The organism is Ciceribacter sp. L1K23, from assembly GCF_018122705.1.
Lineage (GTDB): Bacteria > Pseudomonadota > Alphaproteobacteria > Rhizobiales > Rhizobiaceae > Allorhizobium.
This window is the reverse complement of record NZ_JAGRRC010000001.1, coordinates 565,140-591,595: the sequence shown is the minus strand read 5'-3', so window position 1 is coordinate 591,595 and position 26,456 is coordinate 565,140. Positions and strand designations below refer to the sequence as shown.

Below are 26,456 nucleotides of genomic sequence, written 5' to 3'. Positions count from 1 at the left end.
TCTCTCATGAACGTCAATCTGACCCAAATCGCCGAGATGGACCGGAACGCCGTCCTGCATCCCTTCACAAATCTCAAGGATTTCGCCAGCGGCAAGATCGGTGATCCCACCATCGTCGAGACCGGCAAGGGCATCCGGATTCAGGATGCCCACGGCAACCAACTGATCGATGGTTTTGCAGGCCTTTATTGCGTCAACGTCGGATATGGCCGGACCGAGGTCGCGGAGGCCATCTCTCGACAGGCCTATCGTCTTGCCTACTACCACTCATACGCCGCCCATACGACGGATGAACTTGCAATCCTGTCGGACCGCCTGGTCAAGATGGCGCCCGGAAAGATGAGCAAGGTCTTCTACGGCATGTCTGGGTCTGATGCGAACGAGACACAGGCCAAGCTGGTCTGGTACTACAATAATCTTCGCGGCAAGCCGAACAAGAAGAAGATCATCTCCCGCGAGCGCGGCTATCACGGCTGCAGTGTCGTCTCCGGCTCGATGACCGGGATGAGTTTTTACCACGACCACATGGACCTGCCGCGAGCGGGTATTCTTCATACCGGCGCGCCGCACCATTATTGGGGCGCCGAAGCGGGCGAGACGGAACTCGAATTCTCCAGACGGCGCGCGGACGAACTTGAAGCGCTGATCCTGCGTGAAGACCCCGATACGATCGGAGGCTTTATCGTCGAACCTGTTTTGGGGACCGGTGGCATCACGCCGCCGCCTGAGGGTTACTGGGAGGAAGTCCAGAAAGTTCTCCGGAAGTACGATATCCTTCTGATCGCTGATGAAGTCATCACCGGCTTCGGCCGCACCGGCTCCATGTTCGGATCGGAGCACTACGGAATCGAGCCGGACCTCATCACTGTGGCCAAGGGCCTGACATCGGCCTACTTCCCTCTCTCTGGCGCAATCGTCGGCGAGAAGGTCTACAAGGTCATGGAGGATGGCGCCGACCGCGTCGGCGCCTTCTCGCACGGTTACACCTATTCCGGTCATCCGATCGGCGCGGCGGCCGCGAATGCGGTTCTCGACATCGTCGAAAAGGAAGACCTCCCGGGCAACGCCCGCGAGGTCGGCGCTTATTTCCAGGCGCAACTGAAGGAGAAGTTTGCCCAGCTTCCCATCGTCGGCGAGGTTCGCGGCGTCGGGTTGATGGGCGCGATCGAGTTCGTCGCGGACCGTGAGAGGAAAACGCGTTTTGCCCCGTCGTTGACGGTTGGCGCGCGCGTCTCGAAGGCAGCCCGCAGCCGCGGTTTGATTGCAAGAGCCATGCCCCATGGCGACATCCTGGGCTTTGCCCCTCCCCTTGTCACGACGAAGGAGGACGTCGACGAAATCGTCGCCATCGCCGAATCTGCCGTTCGCTCCGTCATGGACGAATTGGCGCGGGATGGGGAGAGCATCTGACGCAGTGCCAATCTGGCGGAGGATGCCAATCCCGGTCTGCTGTGGCATACCCCCCGTGGAAGAGCGGTAGCTGTGATTATTTGTAAGGCAATTGCGGCTTAGGATGCTTATCGCTTCATCTTTTGATATGAAGCGTGCATAATGTCATGAAATTATCGTCCGTAGAACGGGACAATTTCATGCGCCGCGAAGCCAATCCTCCGATCCGCGATATCCTTACCGTCGCCAAGCCAGTGGTTTGGCGGCCTGTTCTTGCCAAGCAAAAGGGCGAGACGAAGCATGCCGCGCTGACGGAGCGCCTTATCGCGGATATCGATGCGGGTGTTCTCAAGCCGATGGACCGTCTCCCGACGCATCGTGATCTGGCGCGCGATCTTGGGCTATCGGTCCAAACCGTCAGTCTGTCCTACAAGGAGGCTGAACGTCTCGGCTATCTCAGCGGCGAGATCGGTCGCGGTACCTTCGTAAAGGCGCGCGTGACAGATCGCGCCGGGCGCATGATGCTGGATCATAGCGCCAATGAGGTGCTCGATCTTTCCATCATTCGCGGTGTCTATCTCGACGCGCACGAGAGTGCGTCGCGCGACATCCTTCGCGAACTTTCTGATGGTGACAATGCGGAATTCATGAGGCCCTGCCGTCCCATCGCGGGTCTTGATCGTCATCGGGAAACGGCCCGCACCTGGTTGCGAACACTGAACGTCGATGCCAATGCCGAACGGATCCTTGTCACCAACGGGGCGGCTCACGGCATCTTCCTCGCCTTGAGTTGCATCATACGTTCTGGTGACGTCGTCCTCTGCGAAAATTTGACCGATCACGGCATCATCGGTCTTTCCAACGTCCTTGGTTTCAGCCTCAAGGGGTTGCCCACCGACGATGAAGGTATCGTGCCGGATGCGCTGTCTGCCGCCTGTGCGGCGGGCGGGGTCAGGGCTCTGGTGCTCATTCCGACGCTGAACAATCCGACCGGCCACGTGGCGGGCGCGGAGCGTCGGCGCGAGATCGCCGCGATCGCCGAACGATATGGTGTTTTCGTTGTCGAGGACGAAGTCTATCGACCGATGATCGAGGAGGATCTACCTTCGATCACGGACATGATTCCCGATCTCGGCTTCTTTGTCACCAGCTTCACCAAGGCCGTCCTCACAGGGGTGCGTGTTGGTTATCTGGTCGTGCCGCGTGCCTATTCCATCCGGGCGGCCTCCATTCTGCGCGTCACGAGCTGGAGCGGTACCTATCTCAGCGGCGAGATCGCGACGCGCTGGGTCGAGAACGGCACGGCAAAGCGGTTGGTCGAAATCCAGCGTGAAGAAGCGCGCAAGCGCCAGCAGGTGGCAATGGATATCCTGGGGGATCATGTCGCCTCCAGCCATCCGCTCTCGCTTTGCGCCTGGCTTAGGGTTCCCCCTCACTGGACCGAAGAGAGCCTTGTTCGTTCGCTCGCCAACCAGAACGTTGCAGTCACGCCCTCCGAGCCCTTCATCGCCGGACCCGGTCACGGCGGCGGCATTCGCATTTGCCTCGGCGGGCGTCTTAATGATGCCAGCCTTGTCAAGGCATTGACGACCGTTCGCCAGGCATTCGAACAGTTGCCGCCGGTCTACGACATAGGCTCAATTGGCTGATGAGAATCAGACAATGATTGAATCATTACAATATAATAATTGACATGATTTTACTTCGCTCTCAACATGACAATCATGAAGAGCGAGAACCTCCACCGATTGACTGACACGGACATTCTGCCGGTGACCCTGGCGGACGTCCGACGGGCGTCGCAGAGAATTGAAGGTCGCGTCGTCCGCACCCCTCTCGTTCACTCCCGCTCCCTCTCCGACCTTTCCGGTCAACCGGTGCATCTGAAGCTCGAAACCCGTCAGCCTATCGGCGCTTTCAAGCTGCGCGGCGCTATGAACGCCATTCTTGCTCTTGACGACAAATCCCGCCGACGGGGCCTCGTGACGGCATCGACCGGCAATCACGGACGTGCGGTCGCGTATGCGGCGAGCGAGCTTGGCGTGCCGGCAACCATCTGCATGTCTTCCCTCGTTCCTGCCAACAAGGTCGATGCGATCCGCGCCCTTGGCGCGGAGGTCCGGATCGTCGGTGTCTCGCAGGACGACGCTCAGGAAGAGGTCGAGCGCCTCGTGGAGGAGCGAGGCCTGACCGCCATTCCGCCTTTCGACAACGTTGACGTTGTCGCGGGTCAGGGCACGATCGGTCTCGAAATCCTGGAGGAAATCCCGGATGTCGACGCCGTGCTGGTTCCGCTGTCGGGTGGCGGTCTGGCCGGCGGAATTGCCGTTGCGATCAAAGAATTGCAGCCAAAGGTGCGCCTCACCGGCATTTCCATGGAGCGCGGCGCCGCCATGAATGCATCCATCGCTGCCGGACGGCCGGTGGCGGTTCGAGAAGAGGAAACACTCGCGGATTCCCTGGGCGGCGGGATTGGTCTCAAGAATAAGGTCACCTTTGCGCTGTGCCGCAATCTGCTCGATGACATCGTCCTCCTGACTGAAAGCGAAATTGCAGCCGGTATCCGCCATGCCTGGCATGACGAAGGTCTGTCCGTCGAAGGTGCTGGGGCAGTCGGCATCGTGGCCATTCTGGCGAAGAAGGTTAAGCTGCCAGGTCCAACTGCGGTCATCGTGTCGGGTGCGAATATCGATCCGAAGCTTCATCAAAGGATTTTGGAAGGAGCCGAGGCATGAGCCGCATCACGATCCTGACGGAAAGCGATCTCCGGTCGGTCGTTCAACTGGACGTCACTGCGGTCGATTGTGTCGAGCAGGCGTTTGCGGCGCTTGCGACCCAGGCCGTGGCCATGCCACCTATCCTGCGGCTCGACATCCCCGAGTTTCGCGGAGAGGTCGACGTCAAGACGGCCTATGTCCCTGGTTTCGACGGTTTTGCGATCAAGGTCAGCCCCGGCTTCTTCGACAACCCGAAGCTTGGTCTCCCCAGCCTCAATGGGTTGATGATCCTCTTCAGCGCCAGAACAGGTTTGGTGGAAGCGCTTCTGCTGGACAACGGCTACCTCACGGACGTGCGCACCGCTGCGGCCGGAGCGGTCGCCGCGCGGCATCTCTCGCGGCACGACGCTTCTGTGGCGGCTATTTTCGGTGCCGGCATGCAGGCACGCCTGCAGTTTCAGGCCCTGATGCTGGTTCGCTCGGTCAAATCAGCGCGCATATGGGCACGCGATCGCGCAAAGGCAGGCAAACTGGCAGCGGATCTTGCCAGGGAGTACGGGATTGAAGTGGATGCAGTCGCCGACCCGCGTGAAGCTGTAAGACACGCGGACGTCATCGTCACGACAACGCCTGCCGAAAAGCCCGTCCTGATGGCAGCCTGGTTGGAACCCGGTCAGCATCTGACGGCGATGGGATCCGACGCTGAGCACAAGAACGAAATCGATCCAGCCGTCTTTGCAAAGGCCAAATACATCGCCGACCGCCTCAGCCAGACGCGCCTTCTGGGCGAACTGCATCACGCGATCGAGGCTGCTGCAGTCAGCCCACACCAGCACTTCGACGAACTCGGCGCGGTCATCGCTGGAAAGGCGCCAGGCAGAACGAGCGGCGAAGAAATCACCTTCGCCGACCTGACGGGCACGGGGGTTCAGGACACCGCAATTGCCAATCTGGCCGTCAGCCGGGCGCGGGATGCCGGATACGGACAGACAATCGTTAACAAAATAGCCAAGGGAGACGCCGCGTGAGCGTGACGCTGAACTTTACGCGCGAGGAATACGCCGAGCGCCTTTCGAAAACCCGGCATGCCATGGAGGCACAGGGAATCGATCTTTTAATTGTCACCGATCCTTCGAACATGCATTGGCTGACGGGATATGACGGCTGGTCCTTCTATGTTCACCAGTGCGTGCTCGTTCCGCCGAGCGGTGGACCGATCTGGTATGGCCGCAAGCAGGACGCCAATGGCGCCAAGCGCACCGCTTATCTCGATCATGCGAACATCATCGGCTACCCGGATCACTACGTGCAGTCGACCGAGCGTCACCCGATGGATCTCCTGTCGGAGATCATCGACGACCGCAAATGGTCGAGCCTTACGGTCGGCGTCGAGATGGACAACTACTACTTCTCGGCGGCAGCCTTCGCGTCATTGCAAAAGCACCTGCCAAATGCCCGCTTCAAGGACGCATCCGGCCTCGTCAACTGGCAGCGCTCCGTCAAGAGCCCGACCGAGCTCGATTACATGCGCAAGGCCGGCAAGATCGTCGAACTGATGCACAAGCGGATTGTCGATGTCGTGGAACCCGGCATGCGCAAGTGCGATCTGGTTGCCGAGATCTACGATGCCGGCATTCGCGGCACTTCCGAATTCGGCGGAGACTACCCGGCCATCGTGCCGCTCCTCCCGTCCGGCGCCGATGCCTCTGCGCCCCATTTGACATGGGACGACAAACCCATGCGTCTGGACGAAGGGACATTCTTCGAGATTGCCGGCGCCTACAAACGCTACCATTGCCCCCTCTCCCGTACGGTCTTTCTGGGCAAGCCGACACAGGCCTTTCTCGATGCCGAAAAGGCAACCCTCGAAGGCATGGAGGCGGGACTTGCGGCTGCCAGACCCGGCAACACCTGCGAAGACATCGCCAACGCCTTCTTTGCCGTGCTCAAAAAGTACGGGATCATCAAGGACAATCGCACCGGCTACCCCATCGGCCTCTCCTACCCGCCGGATTGGGGCGAACGAACCATGAGCCTGCGCCCCGGCGATAGAACCGAGCTCAAGCCCGGCATGACCTTCCACTTCATGACCGGCCTCTGGTTGGAGGATATGGGGCTGGAGATCACCGAGAGCATCGCGATTACGGAGAGCGGTGTCGAATGCCTTTCGAATGTTCCGCGGCAGCTGTTCGTGAAGGGCTGACATCATGTTGACCGCCCTTCCCCGCCCCTCGCCGATCACCCCTTCCGTCGACTTCAACGCGAAGGGCGTACAGCACGGACATCTGCGCCTGCCCTACAGTCGCGACGACAGCGCCTGGGGCTCAGTGATGATCCCGATCTGCATCATTGCCAACGGGGAAGGTCCGACTGCTCTTCTCACCGGGGCCAATCACGGTGACGAATACGAGGGACCGGCGGCCCTCTTCGAACTGGCACAAACGCTTGATCCGGCTGAGGTAAACGGTCGTGTCGTTATTGTTCCGGCGCTCAACTATCCGGCCTTCCGTGCCGGCACCCGCACCTCGCCGATTGATCGCGGAAATCTCAACCGCAGCTTTCCGGGTCGCCCCGACGGATCGGTGACGGAGAAGATCGCCGACTATGTAACACGGTATCTCGTCCCGCTTGCCGACTTCGTACTCGATTTCCATTCAGGCGGAAAAACGCTCGATTTCCTGCCCTATGCGGCGGCCCATGAGCTGGCCGACAAGACCCAGGAGGCACGCTGTTTCGACGCCGTTGCGGCCTTTGCAGCACCCTATTCGATGAAGATGCTGGAAATTGATGCCGTTGGAATGCTCGACACGACCGTCGAAGAGATGGGCAAGGTCTTCGTCACCACGGAACTGGGCGGTGCCGGCACAGCAAGTGCCGCTTCCATCCAGATTGCCCGGAAGGGCAGTCTCAACCTTCTACGCCATGCGGGAATATTACCCGGCGCTCCCGACGTTCAGCCGACCCAGTGGTTGGACATGCCGTCGAGCGACTGCTTTGCCTTCGCCGAGGACGACGGTCTCGTCGCCTTTGTGCGTGACCTTGGCGAACAGGTCAAAGCTGGCGAAACCGTTGCCCGCGTCTATCCCGTGGGCAAGACCGGCCTTGCGCCGATCGACTATCGAGCCGCCATCGATGGCGTGCTCGCGGCACGTCACGTGCCCGGCCTGATCAAGGCCGGCGACTGCCTTTCCGTCATCGCCACGGTGACGGGAGAACCTGGCCGGTGAAACGGCACAAGATCCGAAATGGACACACAAAAACAATGAACCAGAGGAGAATTCAAATGCATTACACAAAGATAACCGGGCTTTCCGCCCTTGCACTCATCGCCTCGATCACATCGGCAGGCGCTCTCACTCTCGACGAGGTCAAGGAGCAGGGTTATATCCGTGCGGCGACTGCGAACGAAGTGCCCTACTCCTATATGCAGCCGGACGGCACCTCCGCTGGCATTGGACCCGATGTCGCCAACGCAGTTCTGAAAAAGATCGGGATTGAAGAGGTCAACTGGACGGTCACTCCGTTCGGCACGCTCATTCCGGGCTTGAAGGCCCGCCGTTTCGACTTCGCGGCAGCCGAACAGAACATTTCGCCCGAGCGCTGCAAGCAGGTTTCCTTCACCGAACCGAATTCCTCCTATGGCGAGGGCCTTCTGGTGAAGAAGGGCAACCCCAAGGGCCTGACGACCTATGCCGACATCGCCAAGGATCCGTCGCTGAAGGTCGCAGTCGTGTCGGGTGCGAACAATGTCGATTTCCTTCGGGCGGTTGGGGTGAAGGACGACCAGATCGTCTTCATCCCTGCCAATGCCGATGCGATCCCGACGGTGGAGAACCGCGTCGATGCTTATGCCGCGACGGAGCTGACCGTCTCGGAGCTCGCCAAGGATCAGGAGAATGTCGAACAGGTTTCGCCCTTCGAAGACCCGGTCGTCGATGGTGCACCGGTTCGCAACTACGGCGGCTTCGCGTTCCGGCCAGAAGACCAGGAACTGCGCGATGCCTTCAACGTCGCACTGGTGGAGTTCCGCAAGACGGATGACTACAAAGCCATCCTGGCGAAATACGGCGTTTCCGAAGCCAGCATCGCGGCGGCTGCCGAAAAGAACGTGGCCGATCTCTGCGCCGGAAAATAGCGGCAGCTGGCGCCCGGTACTATCGGGCGCCATTCGACTTGAACCCGAGGGATTTTGCAGATGGACTGGAAAGCCTACCTGCCTATGCTCTGGCAAGGCGCCGTCGTGACGATGACGATCACGCTGGCGTCGATTGTCGTGGGAGCGGCGCTCGCCTTCTTCTTCGGCATTCTGCGCGTCGAAGGCGGCCCGATTCTATCGGCTGTCGCTCTGTGCTATACGGAGGTTTTTCGAGGCACCTCTCTGCTTGTCCAGCTCTTCTGGTTCTACTATGCGCTGCCTTTGGTGGGGCTCAGCTTCGAACCCATCACGACCGGTATCCTGGTTCTAGCAGCGCATGTTGGCGGTTACGGCGCCGAGATCGTAAGAGGCGCGCTTTTTTCAGTATCAACACAACAGTTGGAAGCCGCGCGCGCTCTGAACTTCAACCGCTTCCAGACGCTGTTTCGGATTTCACTTCCCCAAGCGGTGGTGGAGATGATGCCCGCCTTCGGCAATCTCGCCATCGAAACCTTGAAACTGTCCTCGCTCGTCTCCCTCATTTCCATTGCCGACCTGACTTTTTCGGCCCAGTCGATCCGAAACCTGACCCTCGACAGCACGAGCATCTATTCGATCACGCTTGTCTGCTATTTCGCGATGTCGCTGATGCTGATGGTGGCAATCAAGGTGATCGAACGCTTCGTGCGACGCGGCGACGTCCTGTCGCGCGCGGGCCATTCATGAGGATCCTGCCGCCATGATGTATGGTTACGAATGGGATACGACGACCTGGCTCACTTACACGATCTCAATTCTTCCGATCCTGCTGATCGGATTGACCGTGACGTTGAAAGCAGCAGCAGCCGGCTTCGCAATTGCGCTCTCCCTCGGCCTGGTGTTCGCCTTGCTGCGCCGTAGCCGCGTGAAGGCGATTTCCTGGACGACCGCATTCATTGTCGAGTTTCTGCGCGATACGCCGCTCCTGGTGCAGCTGTTCTTTCTCTATTATGTGCTGCCCGAAATCGGGATCGTCCTGCCCGCCTTCCTCACAGGCGCGCTGGCACTCGGACTGCAATACGCCGCCTATACCTCCGAGGTCTATCGCGGCGGGATCGAGGCCGTGCATCATGGCCAATGGGAAGCGGCGACCGCGCTCAATTTGACCCGCATGCAGACCTATCGCGACATCATTATTCCCCAGGCCATTCCACGCATCGTGCCGGCGATGGGCAACTATCTGGTCGCGATGATCAAGGAAACACCCGTGCTTTCCGTGGTCACCGTTCTCGAGATGATGGGCCTTGCCAACATGATCGGCGAACGCACGTTCGAATATCTCGTGCCGCTGACGCTGGTGGGCGTCATCTTCCTTCTCCTGACACTGATCTGCTCGGCAGGCCTCCATCGCCTGCAGAAAGCGCTCCCAAAAGCAGGGATTCCCATGCGATGACTGACAAAGTTGATAGCCCGATTATCGAATTCTCCAACGTCACGAAGCGCTTCGGCATTCTGACCGTGCTCGACCAGTTCAATTTCAGCGTTGCGAAGGGCGAGAAGGTGACCCTGATCGGGCCGTCCGGTTCCGGCAAATCAACGGTTCTGCGCATTCTAATGACGCTGGAGCCTTTCCAGGAGGGTAGCCTGACGCTCGCCGACATGTCCTACCATGAACAGCGCGGCAAAGGGCCGTTCCATGCGTCGGAAAAACATCTGCGCGAGATCCGCAAACATGTCGGCATGGTCTTCCAGAGCTTCAATCTTTTCCCGCACATGACGGTCATGCGCAATGTCGTCGAAGCACCTGTGCGGGTACTGGGTATGGCGCGGGCGGAAGCGGAGGCGCGAGCGATCGAGTTGCTTCAGATGGTGGGACTGGCGGACAAGAAAGATCACTACCCTGTGCAGCTGTCCGGCGGGCAGCAGCAACGCGTCGCGATTGCCCGCGCCCTTGCCATGCGGCCGCGTGTTCTCCTTTTCGATGAGCCGACTTCGGCGCTTGATCCGCAATTGGTGGGTGAAGTGCTGGCCGTTATTCGCGGTTTGGCGCACGAACACGATCTGACCATGCTGCTCGTTACCCACGAGATGCGTTTTGCGCGTGAAGTTTCCGACCGCGTCTGCTTCTTCGACAAGGGTCGCATTTGCGAACAAGGGTCGCCGGACGAGATCTTTGGAGAGCCCAAGCACGAGCGAACGCGGGAGTTTCTTTCTTCGGTTTTGTGATCGCGTCACGAAACCCCTGCGGATTTGCCTCACCCCTGATGTTCAGAGGGAAGAGACGCGGTCAAAACCCAGCGATTGGTCCTTTAAGTCCAGCATACTGTTCATAAGAATCTTCGACCGTCAGAATGTGCTTGCGCATGCTTGATGAGGCCAGTTCGCGGTTGCCCTGGAGGATCGCGACAAGAATTGCGTCGTGTTCCGCATAGGACTTCGCAAGGCGTCCGGCGCTGAGAAACTGCGCGCGGCGGAAGGGCGAGAGACGTTGACGCGTGGCCAACGTGACCTCCACCAGGTAGGCATTGCGGCTTCCAGCATAGATGGCGGCGTGAAAACGTTCGTTGAGCAGATGATATTCGCTCGGATCATTGGCCTTCAGCAAGGCCGCTAGCCCGGCATGGATTTCCTCCAGTTCCCGGCGCTCGGCCGGACCCATGTTGACGGCTGCAAGCCCGGCGCACAGCGCTTCCAGTTCCGCCATCACGTCGAACATCTGGCGCAGTGTTTCCTGCGACGGACGGGTAACGATCGCGCTGCGGTGCGGTCGCGTTTTCACAAGCCCCATTGCGGCGAGATCGCGGATGGCCTCCCGTATCGGTGTTCGCGACACGCCGTAGCTATTGGCGATCGCGGTCTCGTCCAGCGCCATTCCCGGAGCCAGCCGCCCGTCGACGATGTCGTCGGCGAGACGGGCGCGAACCTCCTCGCTACGGGTCAGCTTTCTCGGTGTCCCGCTTCCCTCTTCGGTGTCGGAGGCGACTGGAATGGATGACTGCAATCTCATGCTTTAACCTTGGTTGTATTTTTCACTGAACACACCGATCGTCTCTTATTATGGCAGGGGCGAAGCAAGAGCAATCATCACGCTGCCTCAACCGCAGACGGGATCGTGAGCGACAGGCCGGCGTCCGTGGTCAGTCGCCTCCAGCGCATTAGCAGAAGCGCGCCGACACCTGTTATGCCGATGAGAATGCCGATCCATATACCGATCGCCCCCAAGCCGAAAGAAAATGCCAGGAGTACGGCGACCGGCACGGCGAGAAGCCAGTAGCCGCCCAGTCCGATCAGCATCGGCAAGCGCGTGTCCCTCAGTCCCCTCAGCGCACCGTTGGCCACCGACTGGAGGCCGTCAAAGACAAGAAAGGCCGCCAGGATCAAGAGCAAATGGTGGGTCAGGGTTTCCACGGCGGCGTATTCTGCCGCGTTGCGATCCAGAAAGACCGGAACGATGTGGCCGGCGCCGACGAATATGAGGAGGCCGAGACCAGCCATGAGGCCGACCGCCAACGAAAGCGCCAAATTGCCGGCTTTGCGTGCCGCCACCGGCTGCCCGGCGCCCGCATGATAGGCAACGCGAACGGTCGCCGCCTGGCCAAGCGCGACAACAGGGTTGAAGGCAATGCTGTTGATCGTATGAGCGATCTGGTTGGCGATGATCGCGACCGTGCCGAATTTGCTGACCAGCAGCGTCATCGCCACCGTAAGCCCCAGTTCCGCTGCGTAGATAAGTGCGATCGGCCAGCCGATGCTCCAGACTTGCGGCAGGGTGCGCAGGGCTCCCCGTTTTGCGTCGCGGAGCATGGCGACTGGCAGGAAGCCTGAAAACAGCGATGCAAGCGTCAGTCCAACGGCGATCGCCCACCAAGATATAGCGAAGGCCTGTCCCGCGCCGGCAATTCCCCGCGGGGCAATACCAGCACCGCCAAAGACGAGCAGGTTCAGAAGGCCGAGATAAAGACATGCGCCGACGGCGATCGCTGTCATGACAACCCAGGCTCGACCGCAAACGGAAAAATAAAACCGGATCGGTATGATCCAGAAGATCGCGGGGATGGCGAAAGTCCCTGCCCGAAGGAAGTCGTCCACCCCTCGCATGACAGCCGCTTCGAGCGGGAAGACGCCCAGCAGCGTCGGCAGCTGGGAAAGCAGTGCGGTGGCGACGATCGCGCAAATCGCGGCGGTGGCCACACCGCCGCCAAAAGAGCGGGCCATTCCGCCGTCACCATCACCATCAACGGTCGCGTCGCGACGGCCACGGGCCGCGGCCATCAGCGGGTGCGCGCCCGAGATGAAGCCCTGCGAGACGACGGTGAGCAATTGGATAACGATCGCGCACAGGCCCCCAGCGGCCAAGGCCGCGCCGTCTATCCTTCCAAGAACAAAGCTTGCGGCCAACCCCATCACGAGCTGGCTAAGCTGGGTAACCGCAAGCGGCGCGGCGATGCCGGCAATAGCCGATAGTTCCTTGCGGTTATCATCCATCGTTCTGTCGGATCACCGGCCGCCGGCGTATTGTGCGAAGGCGTCAATTACCTCCTGCGCCTGACGACGAGCGCCAGCCTGCAGGTACTCCATGGCGATCAGCGATGCATCATGTGCTGCCTCGCTGGACCCTGACACGCAGTCCTCGATCACGCGGCAGTAATAGTCGCCCTGATGGGCGTCGGCGAAGCTGTAGTGAACGCAGACATCCGTGAAGCCTCCGACGAAGAAGAGGGTTTCGGCTTTGACGGCCTTCAACAGGATTTCCATCTCGGTGCCATAGAACACCGAGTATCGACGCTTCGTGATCTTGAGGTCGTCTGGCCTCATCTCCAGTTCCTCGATCGGGAACGGCGTGCCGGGCGAGCTTTCGAGGCAATGAACGCTTTCCGATCCATCCAGCTCGCGGCCGAAATCTATCAGGCTATCGCGATGGGCCTCCTGAACGAAGATGATGGGAATTCCGGCTTTGCGCGCGGCATCGATGACCGTCTTGGCTCGATAGTTGCGCTCGATATGGTCTCCCATGAAGGCCAGGCGCGATGTTGCTGGCCGCGGCATGAAACCGCTCTTTTGAATATCGACGACCACAAGGGTGGGTTTGCCGACGATCATCGGCTTCGGCACTATCGGATTTTCAGCAGTCATCAGGAAAAGGCTTTCTTTGGAAGAGGCGGGCGCTTCATCCATCCGGTCGAAGTGGACGGCTGCTGTCGGCACGCCTTGGGCGGAGAAAAAGCGACCCGGCAGCCCGGTTCGCGAGGCCCATTATACATCGCAGAATTCGGTATGCAATATTGTATACAATAAGATTAATTAGTGTGCAAATGCTTCTGGCGTGGCGCTTTTCCCTCCGGACGCCTAACCGGTGTCAGACTTAAGAAATACCATAAGTGATTGTATTAAAGTCATTTTTCTAACTGGCATGCCGATTGCTAGATTTTTGATCGTCAAAGGCCGTGGCCGTCGAGTTTCAACAGGAGAGCAGCATGACATCGAACGAAACGCCCAAGGGCGCAGGTTTGCAGGTTTCCGGAGTTTCCCGCAGAACAGTTCTTAAGGCGATCGGCGGCATAGGCGCCGCGTCTGTGCTGGGCGCCCCCTTTATCAAATCGGCCTATGCCGCCGCGCCGCTGCGGATTTCGAACTTCGGCGGCTTCTTCGAGCAGGCCTTTGCTGAGCACGTGTATCCCGCGTTCACCAAGGCGACGGGCATTGAAGTGCAGTCGATCCCGCAGTCGGGGAGCGCGCAGTTCCTGATCCAGCTTGGACAGGCTGTTCAGTCCGGCCAGGCGCCAATGGACGTCTGCTGCGCCGGGCAGGCGGACGTCATCCGCGGTCGTGACCGCGGCCTTTGGGCGACGGTTGAAAAATCGCGTCTGAAGAATATGGACAATATCATGCCCGGCTTCGTCTACAGCGACGGCGATGCGATCGATGGCGTCGGTGCGATGGCCTGGTACATCACTCTCGTCGCAAATCCCGCCGAGTTCGAAACCCTTCCCGACAGCTGGACGGAGATGTGGAAACCACGGGAATCCGCCTGGGGCATCCAGGGTGGTGGTTCCTCGGTCCTGCTCGACATCGTGGCGTCCGTCTATTTCGAAGGTCCGTCGGTCCTCGACACCGAGGCTGGTATCGACAAGGTCATCGCCAAGATCGCCGAACTCAAGCCGAACGCCAAGCTGTGGTGGACGGACGAAGGTTCGATGCAGAGCGCTTACCAGAACGACGAAATCGTTGGCGGCATGTATTTTCATGACGTGTCGATGATCATGAAGAACGAAGGCACCGACATCGCTTCGATCTTCCCGAAGGAAGGTGCGGTGCTCGGCTACAATGCCTGGTGCCTCCCGAAAGTCGGAACGCCCTCGGATGAGGCGATCGCCTTCCTTGACTGGAGCGCAACGCCTGAGTGCCATGAACTGATCGCGCGCCACGTTGGCGCGGCTCCCCTCATCGAGCGCTCGAAACTAAGCCTGACGGACGAGGAATTCGCCGCCGTCTCCTCGCAGGGCGAGCCTATCGTCGTGGCGTCGGACGCGAAGGTCAAGCATGCCGACTACATCTCCGCGCAGATGTTGAAGATGCTGGGCCAGTAAAGCGGACACATGTGATGCAAGGACTGGAAATAGCCAATCTGACCAAATCGTTCGGCAGCAATACGGTCGTCTCTGACGTATCGCTGCATATCGAGCAGGGGAAATTCGTTTGCTTTCTCGGGCCCTCGGGATGCGGCAAGACAACCTTGATGCGCATCATCGCAGGCCTTGAAGAGCCAACGAGCGGGGATGTGTTGTTCGACGGGCGAAACATAACGTCGCTCCCAACATTTCAGCGCAATTTCGGCATGGTCTTCCAGGCCCTTGCATTGTTTCCTCATCTGAACGTGGCCGAGAACGTAGGGTACAGCCTGCGTTTCCGGACCATGGACAAGCGGCACAAGGCGGACCGGATCGACGAGTTGCTGAGGCTCGTCGATCTGCCCGGCACGCAGACGCGCCGGGTCGATCAGCTTTCCGGCGGCCAGCGGCAGCGCATCGCGATCGCCCGCGCTTTGGCGCAGGAACCCCTGCTCTTCCTCATGGATGAACCGCTGTCAGCACTCGACGCGAAGCTGCGCGACCATATGCAGGTCGAGCTGAAGCAGTTGCAGCGTCGATTGAAGATCACGACGATCTTCGTCACCCATGATCAGCGCGAAGCGATGACGATCGCCGACGAGATCGTCGTTATGGCCAATGGCAGGGTTCAACAGGTCGGCTCGCCGATCGACATCTATCGCCGGCCGGCCAATCGTTTCGTGGCCGACTTCATCGGCCAGAGCAATCTGGCCGAAGGTATTCTTCTTGATCGGACGCATGTCCAGCTTGATGGTCGTACCATCGAGGTGCGATCGGCTCCGTCACAGCTTGCGATCGGCCAGAAAGTGACCGTCTGTGTCCGCCCGGAAGGCACGCTGCTTTCCAGGACGGAAATGTCGAAAGATCTGCCGACAGCCAAGGTGACCTTCGTCCGAGACGTGGGGTCGACAGTGGAGGTGCACCTGGACCGCGCCGGGCAGCAGATGCTGTCGTTCATGTCGCCAGCTGCCTGGGATCTGCTTTCGGATCAGGACGAGTTGGCGATATCGTTCGCGCCGGGTGCGGCGACGGTGCTGGAGGATTGATCATGTCGGCCGCCGCAACAATCTCCTCCAGAGGAAACACAGCCGGCACGGGCGCAACGATAATCGGCCTGCTCTGGCCGTTCTTCATGATCGTTGCCTTTTTCGGCGTGCCGTTCGCATTGCTTCTGCGAGTCAGTCTCGCGCGGCTTGATCCAGCCTATTACCAGGGCAGCGGCTGGACGCTGGACGCCTTTGGAACGCTGTTCCAATCCATGGTGCTGAACGGATTTGTCTCTTCGTTGCAACTGGCATTCACCGTCGCGACACTTGGTATCATCATCGCCTTCCCGGCGACGTATTTCATCACCCGCATGAGCCGGAAGGCGCAGGTCGTTTGGCTGGTCGGCCTTCTGGTCACGCTTGCGTTGTCAGAAGTGCTGATTACCTTTTCCTGGCAGATCATTCTTTCAAAGCGCGTCGGTATATCCAATGTCGCTGTCTTCCTGGGACTGCTTGAAAAACCGGTGTCCCTGACGCCAAGTTTCCTCGGGGTCGTCGGCTGCCTCGTCTATGTCGTCGTGCCCTTCAACGTCATGACGCTTTATCCCGGCCTTTCGCGTCTCGACGCCTCCTATATGGAGGCGGCGGCCACAATGGGGGCACGTCCCTCGCGCGCGTTTTTCGACATACTCGTGCCGCTCATGCGGAAACCGGTGGCGACGGCCTACCTGACGACGGTCGTCATGACGATCGGGGCGTATGTCGCGCCACTCGTGCTCGGCGGTCCGGCCAACTGGACGATCGGGGTCATCATCAGCGAGGTCGCGATCTCGGCCCAGAACCTGCCGAGTGCCGCGGCGATCGCCGTTCTGTTGATGGTGATAACCGGGCTGATGATCCTCATCATCAATCGCATCGGCGGGAAAGGATACGCGTCATGACCCGATCTTTCGCAGCCATGTCCCGTTTGGCCTTCCTGCTCTGTCTCGCCCTGTTTCTCGCGACACCGCTGACGATTGTCGCCGGGGTGAGTTTCAATAGCACCGCGCAGATGACCTTCCCACCGCAAGACATCAGCCTGCGCTGGTACTCCACCTTCTTCTCGGATCCTACCTGGGTATCGGCGCTGACGAGATCGATCCTCATCGCTCTGGCAGCCTCACTCCTGGCGACGAGCATCGCCTTCCCGATTGCCTATATGCAGTGGAAGACGAATTCTCCGCTGGCAAAGATCGTCGCTGGCATGGCGGGCGTTCCGTTCATCCTGCCGCCGGTCGTCATCGCCGTGCTGTTCCTCCTTTTCTGGGGTACCGTCCGGCATGTCGGGAATATCGAGAACATCGTCATCAGCCATGCGATCACGTTCATAGCCGTGCCGCTGGTGATGATCACACTGGGGTTCGCGTCGATCGACAAATCGCTAGTTGAGGCGGCCCGGACAATGGGCGCGCGTGACGGCGATGTCCTGCGTTCCGTCGCACTGCCGATGGTCATGCCATTTGTCGTGTCGAGCTTCGTGTTCGTCGCGATATTCAGCCTCAATGAATATGTCATCGCCTTCATGGTGGCGGGCTTCACCGCCGAAACCATGCCCGTGAAAATCTTCACGAACATGCGAACCGGTTTCTCGCCCACGATGTGCGTCGGCGCGGTTCTTTTCATGCTGATCGGCCTGGCCGGCTTTGTCGCCATCGCCCGGTTCGGCAACCTTCCCAAACTGCTCGGCGCGCGCGCCTGAAAGGAGAATTCTGATGAAGAAGAAGCAGAACCCCATGATCGTTGGCCAGCCGGTCCTTATCGTCGTCGATATCCAGAAGTCAGCCTTCGAAGATGATGGCGCCATTCCTCTGATGCCTGGCATGATCGAACGCATGCGGCGTGCCCGCGCGGTCATCGACGCGGCTCGGGCCGGCGGTATTCCGATCATCTTCCTGCAGGAGAGCCATCGGAAAACGGGCGTGGACTACGGTCGCGAAATGGATGGCGATGAGGACGAGCATCTGCGCGAAGACTGGGAAGGTACCAAGATCGCCGCCGAAGAAGTTGGCCTGCGCGACGACGATTATGTCATCGTGAAGCGACGCTATTCCGGCTTCATTGGCACCGACCTCTCGATTCTCTTGCGCGGCCTGAAAGCGGAAACGCTGATCATGATCGGCGGTCTCACCAATATCTGCGTTCACTACACCTTCGCGGACGGCCACCAGAATGACTATCACTGCCGTGTCGTCGAGGACTGTGTCGCAGGGTCGTCGATCGCTGCTCACGATGCCGCGCTCGCCAATATGGAGTACCTCCAGCATGGCGCTCGCCGCACGTCCGATGAGGTCATAGCGGCCTTCCTCGGCCAGTCCGGACACAAGGCTGCCTGATATGCACACGCAGTATCGGGACCGGGTCCGGGAGATATGGCGTTCCATCGCGCCTGAAATCGAGAGCCTTTTTGCCGAGATGTGGCGGGTGCCGGAGCTTCCAGCCATGGAATACAAGTCGTCGGCTATCCTCTGCGACTTCATCGAACGGCAGGGTTTCGAGGTGGAAAAGGCGGCGGGCGGTGTCCCGACCGCCTTCATCGCACGGATCGGAAGCGGCGCCGGTCCACGGATCGGTATTCTCGTCGAATACGATGCGCTGCCGACGCTCTACAATGACGCCGTTCCCTACAGACAGGGGAACTGGCGGCTGCCGGGTCATGGCTGCGGGCATAACCATATCGGCCCGGCCAATACCGGAGCGGGTATCGCGGCCGGCAAGGCCCTGCTCGAGCTTGGTCTCGCTGGGGAAATTGTGATCGCCGGGTGCCCGGCTGAGGAAATTGGTTGGGGCAAGCTCGCCCTGCAGGCCGCCGGTGTCTTCGACGGTCTCGATGTCGTCCTGACCTCTCACGGGGATTACCAGAACGGTTCCCTCGCCCGCCCGTGCCATGCCATGGCAAGCGGTGAGTTCCGGTTCAATGGTGAAAGTGCGCATGGCGGTAAGGTCGCGCAGCGCAACGCGCTTGAAACAGCCGAAGCGGCGTTTGCCGCCTTCGACCGCATTAGGAGCGAGATTCCGGGCCTTCAGCTGAAGCATGTCTATCGCTCCGCCGGCATCACGCCCGGTGTGACGCCGGAGGAGGTCCGTCTTTGGTCGTCGGTTCGCCATCACGACTTCGAGATGGTCGAACGCGGCTACGCCCTGATGACGGAGACCTATCGCCGGGTTGCCGAGGAGAGAGGCGTCGGCTTTGTCGCGGAGCAGATTGCTGCGTGTCGCGGTTATCTTGGCAATGATACGGTCGGTCGGGTGCTCGATACCTGCCTTAGGGAAATCGGACCGCCGAGGTGGAGTGAGGCCGACCTCAATTGGATGAAGGAGCTATCGGCCGCCTGCGATCCCGGGAATTCCTTCGACCTCCATCGCGAGATCGAGTATTTTGACACAGGTATCGATTATTACGGGCAGGACGACGGTGACATCAGTTGGCAGATCCCGCTTGGACGCGTCAACTGGGCCTATCCGAACAACGTTCCCATCCATCACTGGGCCTGGACCGCTCTCTCCGGCCACTCTTCGAGCAGTCCCGGCCCGCTGATGGCGTCCGAAGCTCTGGCGCTTGGCGCAATCGCTCTGGTTCTGGCCCCCGATCTCGTGAAGGATGCGCAGGACGAGTTGAAGAAACGCACCGGTGGCCGTCCGATCCCAGGGCCTCAGCCGACGATCACGGATATTCTTGCTACCGATCCGCAGGGCTTCTGGGCGGCGACCTGGAGTAGATAATGCGTCGACCATTGTCGTCCCGATCGCGGATTGCGTCGGTGTTGAAGGAAGAAAACCATGACTGATATGATTGAACACCTGCGTATCCTTCAGCCCTATCCGGGCATCTTTGCCTATTATGACGGTCGTATCGCCGGCAAACGGCTTCACGGTCGCGAACCGAACTGGCTGGACGACGGCGCCTTCAAGCTCGGCATTGCGTCGTTCGCGATCGTCAGCGGGGACGAAGCCCTCGTCTATGACACCCATATCTCGCTCGATCATGCCCGTGCGATCCGCGGGCACCTGGAAGGCTTGGGCGTGAAAGAACTGACCGTCGTGCTCAGCCACTTTCACAACGATCACATCGCCGGAAACGAAGTCTTCGCTGATTGTGAGTTCATCGCCAACACCGAGACGGCTCGCCTCCTGGAAGCGGAAAGACCCCGGATTGCGCAGCGCGCACCCATCATTGATCCGGTCATTCCGCCAACAACGCTTTTTGCCGGGACGACCGTGGTGATGGTCGGGGACCTTCGTGTGGAACTGCACCACTTTGATATTCACAGCCCCGACGCCACAGTTCTGTGGCTTCCTGATCGTGGCCTTCTATTCGCTGGCGACACGCTAGAGGATACGGCAACCTATGTGACGGATGCCGACAATCTCGAAGTTCATCTGGGTGAGCTGCAACGCATGGCCAAATGGCCGATCGTGAAAATCCTTCCCTGCCACGGCGACCCAGACCGCATCGCCGCCGGTGGCTATGAGCCGTCTTTCATCAAGGCCACCGAGATCTACGTCAAGCGGCTCATGAGCCTCGAGATAGGCGAGAAGCCGGCATTGAAGGACATGATGGCGGACGAAATCGAGGCGGGAAGCCTGATTTATCTGCCAGACTATGAGGAGGTGCACGAAGAGAACCTAGCGGCGTTCTTCGCCACGAAGGCTTAGCTCTTTCACTTCATCGAAGTAGAATCTCTGTGCTCCGCCGCTGCGCAAGTGGTACGCTGATCGTTTTCATATCTTGACTTCCGATACGTATCGGGAAAGATGATGGAAAACGTCAGGGAGGAGAACGACGATGGCCGAGATCCGGCTGCACAACGTATCGAAGAGCTTCGGAGCCGTTTCCGTCATTCGCGACATATCTTTGACGGTCAATTCCGGCGAGCTGGTGGTATTCCTGGGTCCATCCGGGTCGGGCAAGTCGACACTTCTGCGCATGATCGCCGGGCTTGAGAGCATCGATAGCGGTACCCTCACAATAGGCGGTGTCGAAAGCCAGAACCTGGCGCCGGGGCAGCGCAATGTAGCGATGGTATTCCAGAACTACGCGCTCTATCCGCACATGACTGTGCGCGAGAACATGGCCTTCGGTCTGCGCAATATCGGTCTGCCCAACTCCGAGATCGAAGCGCGTGTCCAGACAGCGGCCCGTATGCTGGAAATGGAGGAACTGCTTGCCCGGCGTCCTGCCCAGCTCTCTGGCGGCCAGCGGCAGCGGGTCGCTATAGGCCGTGCGATCGTCAAGGAGCCAAAGGCTTTCCTATTCGACGAGCCGCTGTCGAACCTCGATGCCGCTCTTCGGGTGCGCACACGCGTCGAACTTGCCCAGCTTCATCAGCGCATGAAGGCGACGATGATCTACGTTACCCATGATCAGACCGAGGCGATGACGCTGGCCGACCGGATCGTCGTCCTCAACCAGTGCCGCATCGAGCAGATCGGCTCGCCGATGGATGTCTATCTCAAGCCCGCCTCTCGTTTTGTCGCAAGCTTCATTGGCAGTCCGGGGATGAACTTCCTGCCCGTCGAGGTGCTTGGGCGCGGGCGTACGCCGGTACGGTTTCGCAATGGCTTCGAGTTCGAGATTGATGCACCCGTTCCCCATCCCGGCCCGTTCGATCTCGGCATCCGTCCCGAAGCCGTGCATGTCGTCACGGACGGTGACGTTCCGGCGGGCAAGGCGACCGACGCCAAGGTAGGCGTCGTCGAGCGCCTGGGAGAACGCACACTCGCCTATTGCACCTTGGAGGATGGAACGCAGCTTGTCGCTCAAGACACGGGCCGTTCCGGCATCCGGCCCGGTGACAGCGTCCGCATCAGCTTCGATCCGACCGCAATTCATCTTTTCGATGCGTCGGGCAAATCCTACCAGGTACAGTGACTGATCAATCGTCGAATTGTCACGGGCCTTGCAATCTTTCGATCGAAGGCCCGTGACAAAAGGCTAAGACGCGGGAGGTGGGCGCCCTAGCCCTTGATGCCGGCGGAAAGCGTGATTGCCTCGGTGACGCGCCGCTGGAAGATCAGATAGGCCAGTGCGACGGGAAGCCCGGCCAGGACGGCGGCGCTCAATTCCCGCGCGTAGTAAACGCCGAACGCGTCGTTGACCTGGGTGATGCCGACGGTGATCGTCATCATGTCGGTGCGGGTGACCGCAAGGAACGGCCACAGGAACGAATTCCAGGACCATATGAAACAGACGATGGCGAGCGCCGTCGTCACGCCCCAGTTCATCGGAATGTAGATGCGTGTCAGGATCCGCCATTCCGAGGCATTGTCCATCACCGCCGCCTCGCGGAAATCCTTCGGCACGCCGTCGAAGAACTGCTTGTAGACGATGATGATGACGGGATGGATGAGCTGCGGAAGTACGATGCCGGCCCAGGTATTGATCAGTCCGAGGTTGGCGACGAGTTCGAAGTGATTGACGATCAGCGTCGGCATAGGGACCATGAAGCTCGCGAGGATCAGCCACCACAACAGTTTCCGGAACGGGAAATGCAGCTGCGAGATTGCGTAGCCGCATAGGAGCGACGACGATACGGTCAGGATCGTCACTGACAAGGCAGTGACGATCGAGTTCAGATACCACCGGCCGATTTCGGTTTCCGTGAGCGCGAAGACGTAGTGAGAAATCGTGAAAGTGTCGGGCCACAGCTCAATGTAGGGCCGGACCACTTCATCCTCGGGTTTCAATGACGACACGACGCCCCAGTAGAGGGGAAAGGCCCAGAGGACCGCCGCGAAAACCGTCAACAGCGTTATGACCAGCCCAGCAATGTTCAGTAGTCTTGCCGTCTGTGCGGTCATCGGTTGCGTCCTCCCGAGAGTCTCGTCAGCTGGAAGTTTAGAACCGAAACGATGATGACGATGAGGAAAAGGACCACGGCAGCCGCGGCCGCCCGTCCACCCTGGTCCGACTGAAACGCTCTAAGGAAGATGTAGTAGACGAGGACGAGGTTGTCGTTCGGTCGCCCGCCGGTCGAAAAGAGGTAAACCTGATCGAAGATTTTCAATTGCGAGATCAGCTGGATGGTCAGGACCAGTGCCGTGATCGGCCACATCAGGGGCCAGGTGATCCGCGAGAAGCTTGCCCATCTGCCCGCATTGTCGAGTGCCGCCGCTTCGTAAATCTCGGCCGGTATCGCCCTTAGTCCCGCCAGGAACAAAAGGATCGAAAACCCCGCGGTCCACCAGATTGTGATGATGCCGACCGCCGGCATGAACCACGCGGTGGATTTGAACACCGGGATGCGCGGAATGCCAAAGAGGTCGAAGAGATACATACCGATGCCGAACTGGAAGTTCAGCGTCCAGTCCCAGATGAGGTAGACGACCGAGACGGGCAGGATGTAGGGCAGGAAGGAGAGGGCCAGGATTGCCGCCTGCAGGCGACCCGAGAGGCGATTGACGCCGAGTGCGATGGCGTAGGCGATCATCGTGCCCGGAACGACCGTCAGAGCAACGAAATAGGCGGTATTCCATAGGGCGGTCGCGAACCGGCGGTCGCCGACGAGCCGGGTGTAGTTTTCAAGGCCGACATAGCTGCCCTCCCCGATCAGCGGCGCGTCGGTGAAGCTGATGCCGAACAGCTTGATCGTCGGGTAGACAAACACCAGTCCGTAGATCGCCACGAACGGCGCCACCAGCGCGAGGGCGAACAACGCCTCGCTGCGTCTGTTCCTGAGCATTCTCTCCCGGGCCTCCTCGAATTTCGCCGGCTGGGATGCCTGCAAATCCAAGCCCGGGCCGCGAACGGCCCGGGCCTGTTGTTTCAGAGGTCTTCAAGGCCGAGCTTGATCTCTTCCACCGCTTCGGCTGGTTCCATCTCGCCATTGAGCGTGGGGACGAAATAGGTCGACATGACATCGAAGATCGGTCCGGCAATGCCGGCGAGTGGCGTCTTCGGATCGAAGATCATGTTGGCTGTCAGCGAGGAATAGGTCGCGTTCGGCTCCATCGCCTTGTATTCGGCGGAATTGGTCACGGGGCCATAGGCCGGAATGTGGCCGGCGGTCGCCCAGAGCAGCGAATTCTTCGAGATCCAACCGATGACTTCCAGCACCGCAGCCCGCTTCTCGGGCGTCATCTCCTTGCCCTTGTTGGCGGGGATGGCGAAGGCGTGGCTGTCGGCATAGGTCGAGGGATGATCGAAGATAACAGGCAGTTCAACGGCACCCCATTCGAAGAGCTTGCCCTCCTTCTGCAGGTCGGTCATCGTCGGGACTTCCCAGACGCCATTGATCATCATGGCGGCTTCGCCGGAGGTGAAGAGTGCGACGGTGGCGGGGTAGTCGGTATAGGTCGACTGCAGACCCTCGGTGGTCCACTCCTGCAGGACCGAAAGCGCATTCTCGAGCTTCGTCGCATTGTCGCCGGCGAGGAATTCGTCGCCGGTCATCAGTTCGCCGTCCTGCTGTCCCATCAGCGAATAGATGGTGCGGAACATGAAATTGCCATCCGCCGTCACGGACCCGAGCGGAAATTTGACGCCAGCGTCCTTGAGTGCTTTCAAGGTCGCGGTGAAGTTCTCACGGGAATCCAGCCCTTTGGGCTTGCCGCTTTCGTCCAGGAGACCGGCTTTGCCGAGTACATCCTTGTTGTAGTAAAGCACGATCGGATGCGTATCTAGGGGAACCGCATACTGCTTGCCGTCGACCGTCACCGCGTCCCAAGTGGCCGGAGCGTAATCGGCCTGCGCCAGACCCATTGTCGTCCAGTCGTCGGCGGTAATCTCCTGCAGGATGCCCTGCTTCACGGCCAGCGGAATGCGGCTGGCGTGATAGGTCATGATATCCGGAGCCTCACCGACGGCTACTGATGTTTGCACCTTCGAGTAGAAGGGCGTGCCCCACTCCAGCGTGGTGGCATCGATCTTGATCTTCCCCTGATGCGCCGCGTTGAAGTCGCTTATAAGCTGCTTCATGCGCACCCCGTCGCCGCCGCTTAGAAAATCCCACCACAGGACTGTTTCTTCAGCGTGCGCCGCCGACGTCATCAACCCCGTCGCAAGCACGAGGGCCTTCGTCATTCTCAACCAATTCTGCATCTCATTCTCCTCCCTGAAAGACAGGCAGCCTCCCCGCCGCCTGTGATTGCACCTAGAGCGTGATCCTGATCATTGAATATGAGTAAGGGGGCACCGAGACACGCACCATATTTCCCTCGATGATGGCGCCTTCTGCCTTGCGTGGCTTCACGTTTTCAGGGTTGTCCCTGGTATTCTTAGCCTCAAGGTCATCATGTTTGATGACAGTATGCTCGACACTTTTGACGGTGCCGAAATGTTCCGTCGCCATCTTGAGGTCGATGTTCTCCTGACCGTTGCGATTGATCGCGAAGAAGCTCAGCGTACCGGTATCGCTGTCATGGACGCCGGCAATGTCGAGATAGGAAACCCGATCGGCGCTATCGGCGGTGTAGTGCTGGCAATCGACATCGAGCTGAAGGGCCGTACCGCGACCATATCGCGACGCAAGATGGAAGGGATGGTAGATCGTCTGCCGCCAGGCAGCGCCACCCGGCTCGGTCATGATGGGTGCGATGACGTTCACCAACTGTGCGATGCAGGCGATCCGTACCCGGTCCGCGCGGCGAATGAAGGTGTTGAGAATGCAGCCGACCTGCAGGACGTCCTCGAAGTTATAGATATCCTCCAGCAGGACAGGTGCATGCGGCCAGTCCCACTCCTTCATGCGCTTGGCGTCGCTTTTGCGCTCGTGATACCAGACGTTCCATTCATCGAAGGAAATCTTCACGTCGCGCTTGGAGCGCTTCTTGCCTTTCACGAAATCGATGACGCCGCCGACCGTTCCGATGTAGCGATCCAGCTTTTCCGGGAGCGCGAGATACTCGGCGGTGTTCTTCTCGTAGTTCTCGAAATACATATGCAGAGATATGTAATCGATCTGGTCGTATGTCTCTTCGAGAACGGTGGCTTCCCATTGCGGGTAAGTCGGCATTTCGGAGTGGGACGACCCGCACACGACAAGTTCCAGGCTGTCGTCGAAAGCCCGTATCGCTTTGGCGGTCTCGTTGGCCAAATGCCCATATTCCGCCGCGCTCTTGTGGCCGACCTGCCACGGACCGTCCATCTCGTTGCCGAGGCACCAGAGTTTGACGTTCCAGGGATCGGTACGGCCGTTCTTACGGCGCAGGTCCGACCAGTGGCTGCCACCGGGATGATTGACGTATTCGACGAAGTTCCGCGCGGCGTCGAGCCCCCGCGATCCGAGATTGACGGCGAGCATCATCTCGGTTCCCGCGGCTTCCGCCCACTCGGCGAACTCGTGGATGCCGACCTGGTTCGACTCGGCCGTGCGCCAGGCCAGATCCAGACGCGTTGGCCTGTCTTCTTTCGGACCGATGCCGTCTTCCCAATTGTAGGCGGAGACGAAGTTGCCGCCGGGATAGCGGCAGATGGGCGTATCGAGATCCCGCACCAGATCGATCACGTCGCGACGCATGCCGTTCGGCAGAGCTGTTGGATGGCCGGGCTCATAGATACCCGTGTAGACGGCGCGACCGAGATGCTCCAGGAATGAACCATAAAGTCGCTTGTCAATGTCCGCGATAGAATAGCGCGCGTGCGCGGTGACCCGAGCGTCCATGTTCC

At 59.7% G+C, this 26,456-nt stretch carries 25 protein-coding genes; 18 read left to right on the top strand and 7 right to left on the bottom strand.

What is annotated here, in order from left to right; genetic code table 11:
- The first annotated feature begins 6 nt into the window (after positions 1-6).
- The 10 genes from J5J10_RS02600 to ehuA all read left to right on the top strand — a co-directional run bounded on the left by J5J10_RS02600 (position 7) and on the right by ehuA (position 10,446).
- Positions 7-1,410 carry an aspartate aminotransferase family protein gene (locus J5J10_RS02600; RefSeq protein ID WP_211928714.1) on the top strand — a complete coding sequence of 468 codons (1,404 nt, stop codon included), beginning with the start codon at positions 7-9 and terminating at the stop codon, positions 1,408-1,410.
- A 179-nt stretch (positions 1,411-1,589) separates the two neighbouring features.
- Entirely contained in the window at positions 1,590-3,038 is a 1,449-nt protein-coding gene (locus J5J10_RS02595) for a PLP-dependent aminotransferase family protein (protein WP_211928713.1), read from the top strand.
- A 66-nt stretch (positions 3,039-3,104) separates the two neighbouring features.
- Entirely contained in the window at positions 3,105-4,124 is a 1,020-nt protein-coding gene (eutB, locus tag J5J10_RS02590; protein WP_211928712.1) for a hydroxyectoine utilization dehydratase EutB, read from the top strand.
- Positions 4,121-5,134 carry an ectoine utilization protein EutC gene (eutC, locus tag J5J10_RS02585; protein WP_211928711.1) on the top strand — a complete coding sequence of 338 codons (1,014 nt, stop codon included), beginning with the start codon at positions 4,121-4,123 and terminating at the stop codon, positions 5,132-5,134. Before eutB ends, eutC begins: the two co-directional genes overlap by 4 nt.
- On the top strand, positions 5,131-6,309 hold the full coding sequence (doeA, locus tag J5J10_RS02580) for an ectoine hydrolase DoeA (RefSeq protein ID WP_211928710.1): 1,179 nt from the start codon (positions 5,131-5,133) through the stop codon (positions 6,307-6,309). The genes eutC and doeA overlap by 4 nt, the downstream gene beginning before the upstream one ends.
- Before the next feature lie 4 nt (positions 6,310-6,313).
- Entirely contained in the window at positions 6,314-7,333 is a 1,020-nt protein-coding gene (gene doeB / locus J5J10_RS02575; protein WP_211928709.1) for a N(2)-acetyl-L-2,4-diaminobutanoate deacetylase DoeB, read from the top strand.
- A gap of 56 nt (positions 7,334-7,389) precedes the next feature.
- Positions 7,390-8,241, top strand: coding sequence for an ectoine/hydroxyectoine ABC transporter substrate-binding protein EhuB (ehuB, locus tag J5J10_RS02570; RefSeq protein WP_211928708.1), 852 nt, complete (start codon positions 7,390-7,392; stop codon positions 8,239-8,241).
- A gap of 60 nt (positions 8,242-8,301) precedes the next feature.
- Positions 8,302-8,967 carry an ectoine/hydroxyectoine ABC transporter permease subunit EhuC gene (gene ehuC, locus J5J10_RS02565; RefSeq protein WP_211928707.1) on the top strand — a complete coding sequence of 222 codons (666 nt, stop codon included), beginning with the start codon at positions 8,302-8,304 and terminating at the stop codon, positions 8,965-8,967.
- 13 nt (positions 8,968-8,980) lie between these two features.
- Positions 8,981-9,673, top strand: coding sequence for an ectoine/hydroxyectoine ABC transporter permease subunit EhuD (gene ehuD / locus J5J10_RS02560; protein ID WP_211928706.1), 693 nt, complete (start codon positions 8,981-8,983; stop codon positions 9,671-9,673).
- Positions 9,670-10,446 carry an ectoine/hydroxyectoine ABC transporter ATP-binding protein EhuA gene (gene ehuA / locus J5J10_RS02555; protein WP_208552615.1) on the top strand — a complete coding sequence of 259 codons (777 nt, stop codon included), beginning with the start codon at positions 9,670-9,672 and terminating at the stop codon, positions 10,444-10,446. Before ehuD ends, ehuA begins: the two co-directional genes overlap by 4 nt.
- Before the next feature lie 61 nt (positions 10,447-10,507).
- On the opposite strand, the gene J5J10_RS02550 is transcribed toward ehuA, so the two are convergent.
- From J5J10_RS02550 to J5J10_RS02540, 3 genes are all read right to left on the bottom strand, one after another.
- Positions 10,508-11,227 carry a GntR family transcriptional regulator gene (locus tag J5J10_RS02550; RefSeq protein ID WP_211928705.1) on the bottom strand — a complete coding sequence of 240 codons (720 nt, stop codon included), beginning with the start codon at positions 11,225-11,227 and terminating at the stop codon, positions 10,508-10,510.
- Between the two features lie 77 nt (positions 11,228-11,304).
- Positions 11,305-12,705: an MATE family efflux transporter gene (locus J5J10_RS02545; protein ID WP_211928704.1), complete on the bottom strand. Its 1,401-nt coding sequence runs from the start codon at positions 12,703-12,705 to the stop codon at positions 11,305-11,307.
- 12 nt (positions 12,706-12,717) lie between these two features.
- The gene (locus J5J10_RS02540) at positions 12,718-13,353 is read right to left on the bottom strand and encodes an isochorismatase family cysteine hydrolase (RefSeq protein WP_211928703.1); all 636 of its coding nucleotides are present in this window, start codon (positions 13,351-13,353) and stop codon (positions 12,718-12,720) included.
- Between the two features lie 341 nt (positions 13,354-13,694).
- Here J5J10_RS02540 and J5J10_RS02535 point away from each other — a divergent pair, with 341 nt between their 5' ends.
- The 8 genes from J5J10_RS02535 (at position 13,695) to ugpC (ending at position 21,722) form a co-directional block, all read left to right on the top strand.
- On the top strand, positions 13,695-14,807 hold the full coding sequence (locus tag J5J10_RS02535) for an extracellular solute-binding protein (RefSeq protein ID WP_211928702.1): 1,113 nt from the start codon (positions 13,695-13,697) through the stop codon (positions 14,805-14,807).
- A gap of 14 nt (positions 14,808-14,821) precedes the next feature.
- Positions 14,822-15,874 (top strand): ABC transporter ATP-binding protein, encoded by a 1,053-nt coding sequence (locus J5J10_RS02530; RefSeq protein WP_211928701.1) that lies wholly within the window; start codon positions 14,822-14,824, stop codon positions 15,872-15,874.
- 2 nt (positions 15,875-15,876) lie between these two features.
- Positions 15,877-16,755 carry an ABC transporter permease gene (locus tag J5J10_RS02525; RefSeq protein ID WP_211928700.1) on the top strand — a complete coding sequence of 293 codons (879 nt, stop codon included), beginning with the start codon at positions 15,877-15,879 and terminating at the stop codon, positions 16,753-16,755.
- Positions 16,752-17,552, top strand: coding sequence for an ABC transporter permease subunit (locus J5J10_RS02520; protein WP_211928699.1), 801 nt, complete (start codon positions 16,752-16,754; stop codon positions 17,550-17,552). The genes J5J10_RS02525 and J5J10_RS02520 overlap by 4 nt, the downstream gene beginning before the upstream one ends.
- Before the next feature lie 13 nt (positions 17,553-17,565).
- The gene (locus tag J5J10_RS02515) at positions 17,566-18,186 is read left to right on the top strand and encodes an isochorismatase family cysteine hydrolase (RefSeq protein WP_211928698.1); all 621 of its coding nucleotides are present in this window, start codon (positions 17,566-17,568) and stop codon (positions 18,184-18,186) included.
- A 1-nt stretch (position 18,187) separates the two neighbouring features.
- Positions 18,188-19,573 (top strand): amidohydrolase, encoded by a 1,386-nt coding sequence (locus tag J5J10_RS02510; protein WP_211928697.1) that lies wholly within the window; start codon positions 18,188-18,190, stop codon positions 19,571-19,573.
- A 57-nt stretch (positions 19,574-19,630) separates the two neighbouring features.
- Positions 19,631-20,506, top strand: a complete 876-nt coding sequence (locus J5J10_RS02505) for an MBL fold metallo-hydrolase (RefSeq protein ID WP_211928696.1) — start codon at positions 19,631-19,633, stop codon at positions 20,504-20,506.
- 130 nt (positions 20,507-20,636) lie between these two features.
- Positions 20,637-21,722, top strand: a complete 1,086-nt coding sequence (gene ugpC / locus J5J10_RS02500; protein ID WP_211928695.1) for a sn-glycerol-3-phosphate ABC transporter ATP-binding protein UgpC — start codon at positions 20,637-20,639, stop codon at positions 21,720-21,722.
- 86 nt (positions 21,723-21,808) lie between these two features.
- Here the strand turns inward: ugpC and J5J10_RS02495 are convergent, their stop codons facing one another.
- From J5J10_RS02495 to J5J10_RS02480, 4 genes are all read right to left on the bottom strand, one after another.
- Positions 21,809-22,651: a carbohydrate ABC transporter permease gene (locus tag J5J10_RS02495; protein ID WP_211928694.1), complete on the bottom strand. Its 843-nt coding sequence runs from the start codon at positions 22,649-22,651 to the stop codon at positions 21,809-21,811.
- A complete protein-coding gene (locus J5J10_RS02490) occupies positions 22,648-23,532 on the bottom strand; it encodes a sugar ABC transporter permease (RefSeq protein ID WP_211928693.1) in 885 nt (294 codons plus the stop codon). Before J5J10_RS02490 ends, J5J10_RS02495 begins: the two co-directional genes overlap by 4 nt.
- Positions 23,533-23,615: 83 nt before the next feature.
- Positions 23,616-24,890 (bottom strand): extracellular solute-binding protein, encoded by a 1,275-nt coding sequence (locus tag J5J10_RS02485; protein WP_211928692.1) that lies wholly within the window; start codon positions 24,888-24,890, stop codon positions 23,616-23,618.
- 52 nt (positions 24,891-24,942) lie between these two features.
- Entirely contained in the window at positions 24,943-26,451 is a 1,509-nt protein-coding gene (locus tag J5J10_RS02480; protein ID WP_211928691.1) for an alpha-N-arabinofuranosidase, read from the bottom strand.
- Between the last annotated feature and the right edge of the window lie 5 nt (positions 26,452-26,456).

Coding starts and splice junctions, on each gene's coding strand:
- doeB (WP_211928709.1), top strand. CDS start 6,314: ATGTTGACCGCCCTTCCCCGCCCCTCGCCGATCACCCCTTCCGTCGAC.
- J5J10_RS02545 (WP_211928704.1), bottom strand. CDS start 12,705: ATGGATGATAACCGCAAGGAACTATCGGCTATTGCCGGCATCGCCGCG.
- J5J10_RS02520 (WP_211928699.1), top strand. CDS start 16,752: ATGACCCGATCTTTCGCAGCCATGTCCCGTTTGGCCTTCCTGCTCTGT.
- ugpC (WP_211928695.1), top strand. CDS start 20,637: ATGGCCGAGATCCGGCTGCACAACGTATCGAAGAGCTTCGGAGCCGTT.
- J5J10_RS02505 (WP_211928696.1), top strand. CDS start 19,631: ATGACTGATATGATTGAACACCTGCGTATCCTTCAGCCCTATCCGGGC.
- ehuC (WP_211928707.1), top strand. CDS start 8,302: ATGGACTGGAAAGCCTACCTGCCTATGCTCTGGCAAGGCGCCGTCGTG.
- J5J10_RS02525 (WP_211928700.1), top strand. CDS start 15,877: ATGTCGGCCGCCGCAACAATCTCCTCCAGAGGAAACACAGCCGGCACG.
- ehuB (WP_211928708.1), top strand. CDS start 7,390: ATGCATTACACAAAGATAACCGGGCTTTCCGCCCTTGCACTCATCGCC.
- J5J10_RS02535 (WP_211928702.1), top strand. CDS start 13,695: ATGACATCGAACGAAACGCCCAAGGGCGCAGGTTTGCAGGTTTCCGGA.
- eutB (WP_211928712.1), top strand. CDS start 3,105: ATGACAATCATGAAGAGCGAGAACCTCCACCGATTGACTGACACGGAC.
- eutC (WP_211928711.1), top strand. CDS start 4,121: ATGAGCCGCATCACGATCCTGACGGAAAGCGATCTCCGGTCGGTCGTT.
- J5J10_RS02540 (WP_211928703.1), bottom strand. CDS start 13,353: ATGACTGCTGAAAATCCGATAGTGCCGAAGCCGATGATCGTCGGCAAA.
- J5J10_RS02515 (WP_211928698.1), top strand. CDS start 17,566: ATGAAGAAGAAGCAGAACCCCATGATCGTTGGCCAGCCGGTCCTTATC.
- J5J10_RS02595 (WP_211928713.1), top strand. CDS start 1,590: ATGCGCCGCGAAGCCAATCCTCCGATCCGCGATATCCTTACCGTCGCC.
- J5J10_RS02495 (WP_211928694.1), bottom strand. CDS start 22,651: ATGACCGCACAGACGGCAAGACTACTGAACATTGCTGGGCTGGTCATA.
- J5J10_RS02480 (WP_211928691.1), bottom strand. CDS start 26,451: ATGGACGCTCGGGTCACCGCGCACGCGCGCTATTCTATCGCGGACATT.
- ehuA (WP_208552615.1), top strand. CDS start 9,670: ATGACTGACAAAGTTGATAGCCCGATTATCGAATTCTCCAACGTCACG.
- ehuD (WP_211928706.1), top strand. CDS start 8,981: ATGATGTATGGTTACGAATGGGATACGACGACCTGGCTCACTTACACG.
- J5J10_RS02600 (WP_211928714.1), top strand. CDS start 7: ATGAACGTCAATCTGACCCAAATCGCCGAGATGGACCGGAACGCCGTC.
- J5J10_RS02490 (WP_211928693.1), bottom strand. CDS start 23,532: ATGCTCAGGAACAGACGCAGCGAGGCGTTGTTCGCCCTCGCGCTGGTG.
- J5J10_RS02530 (WP_211928701.1), top strand. CDS start 14,822: ATGCAAGGACTGGAAATAGCCAATCTGACCAAATCGTTCGGCAGCAAT.
- J5J10_RS02510 (WP_211928697.1), top strand. CDS start 18,188: ATGCACACGCAGTATCGGGACCGGGTCCGGGAGATATGGCGTTCCATC.
- J5J10_RS02550 (WP_211928705.1), bottom strand. CDS start 11,227: ATGAGATTGCAGTCATCCATTCCAGTCGCCTCCGACACCGAAGAGGGA.
- J5J10_RS02485 (WP_211928692.1), bottom strand. CDS start 24,890: ATGCAGAATTGGTTGAGAATGACGAAGGCCCTCGTGCTTGCGACGGGG.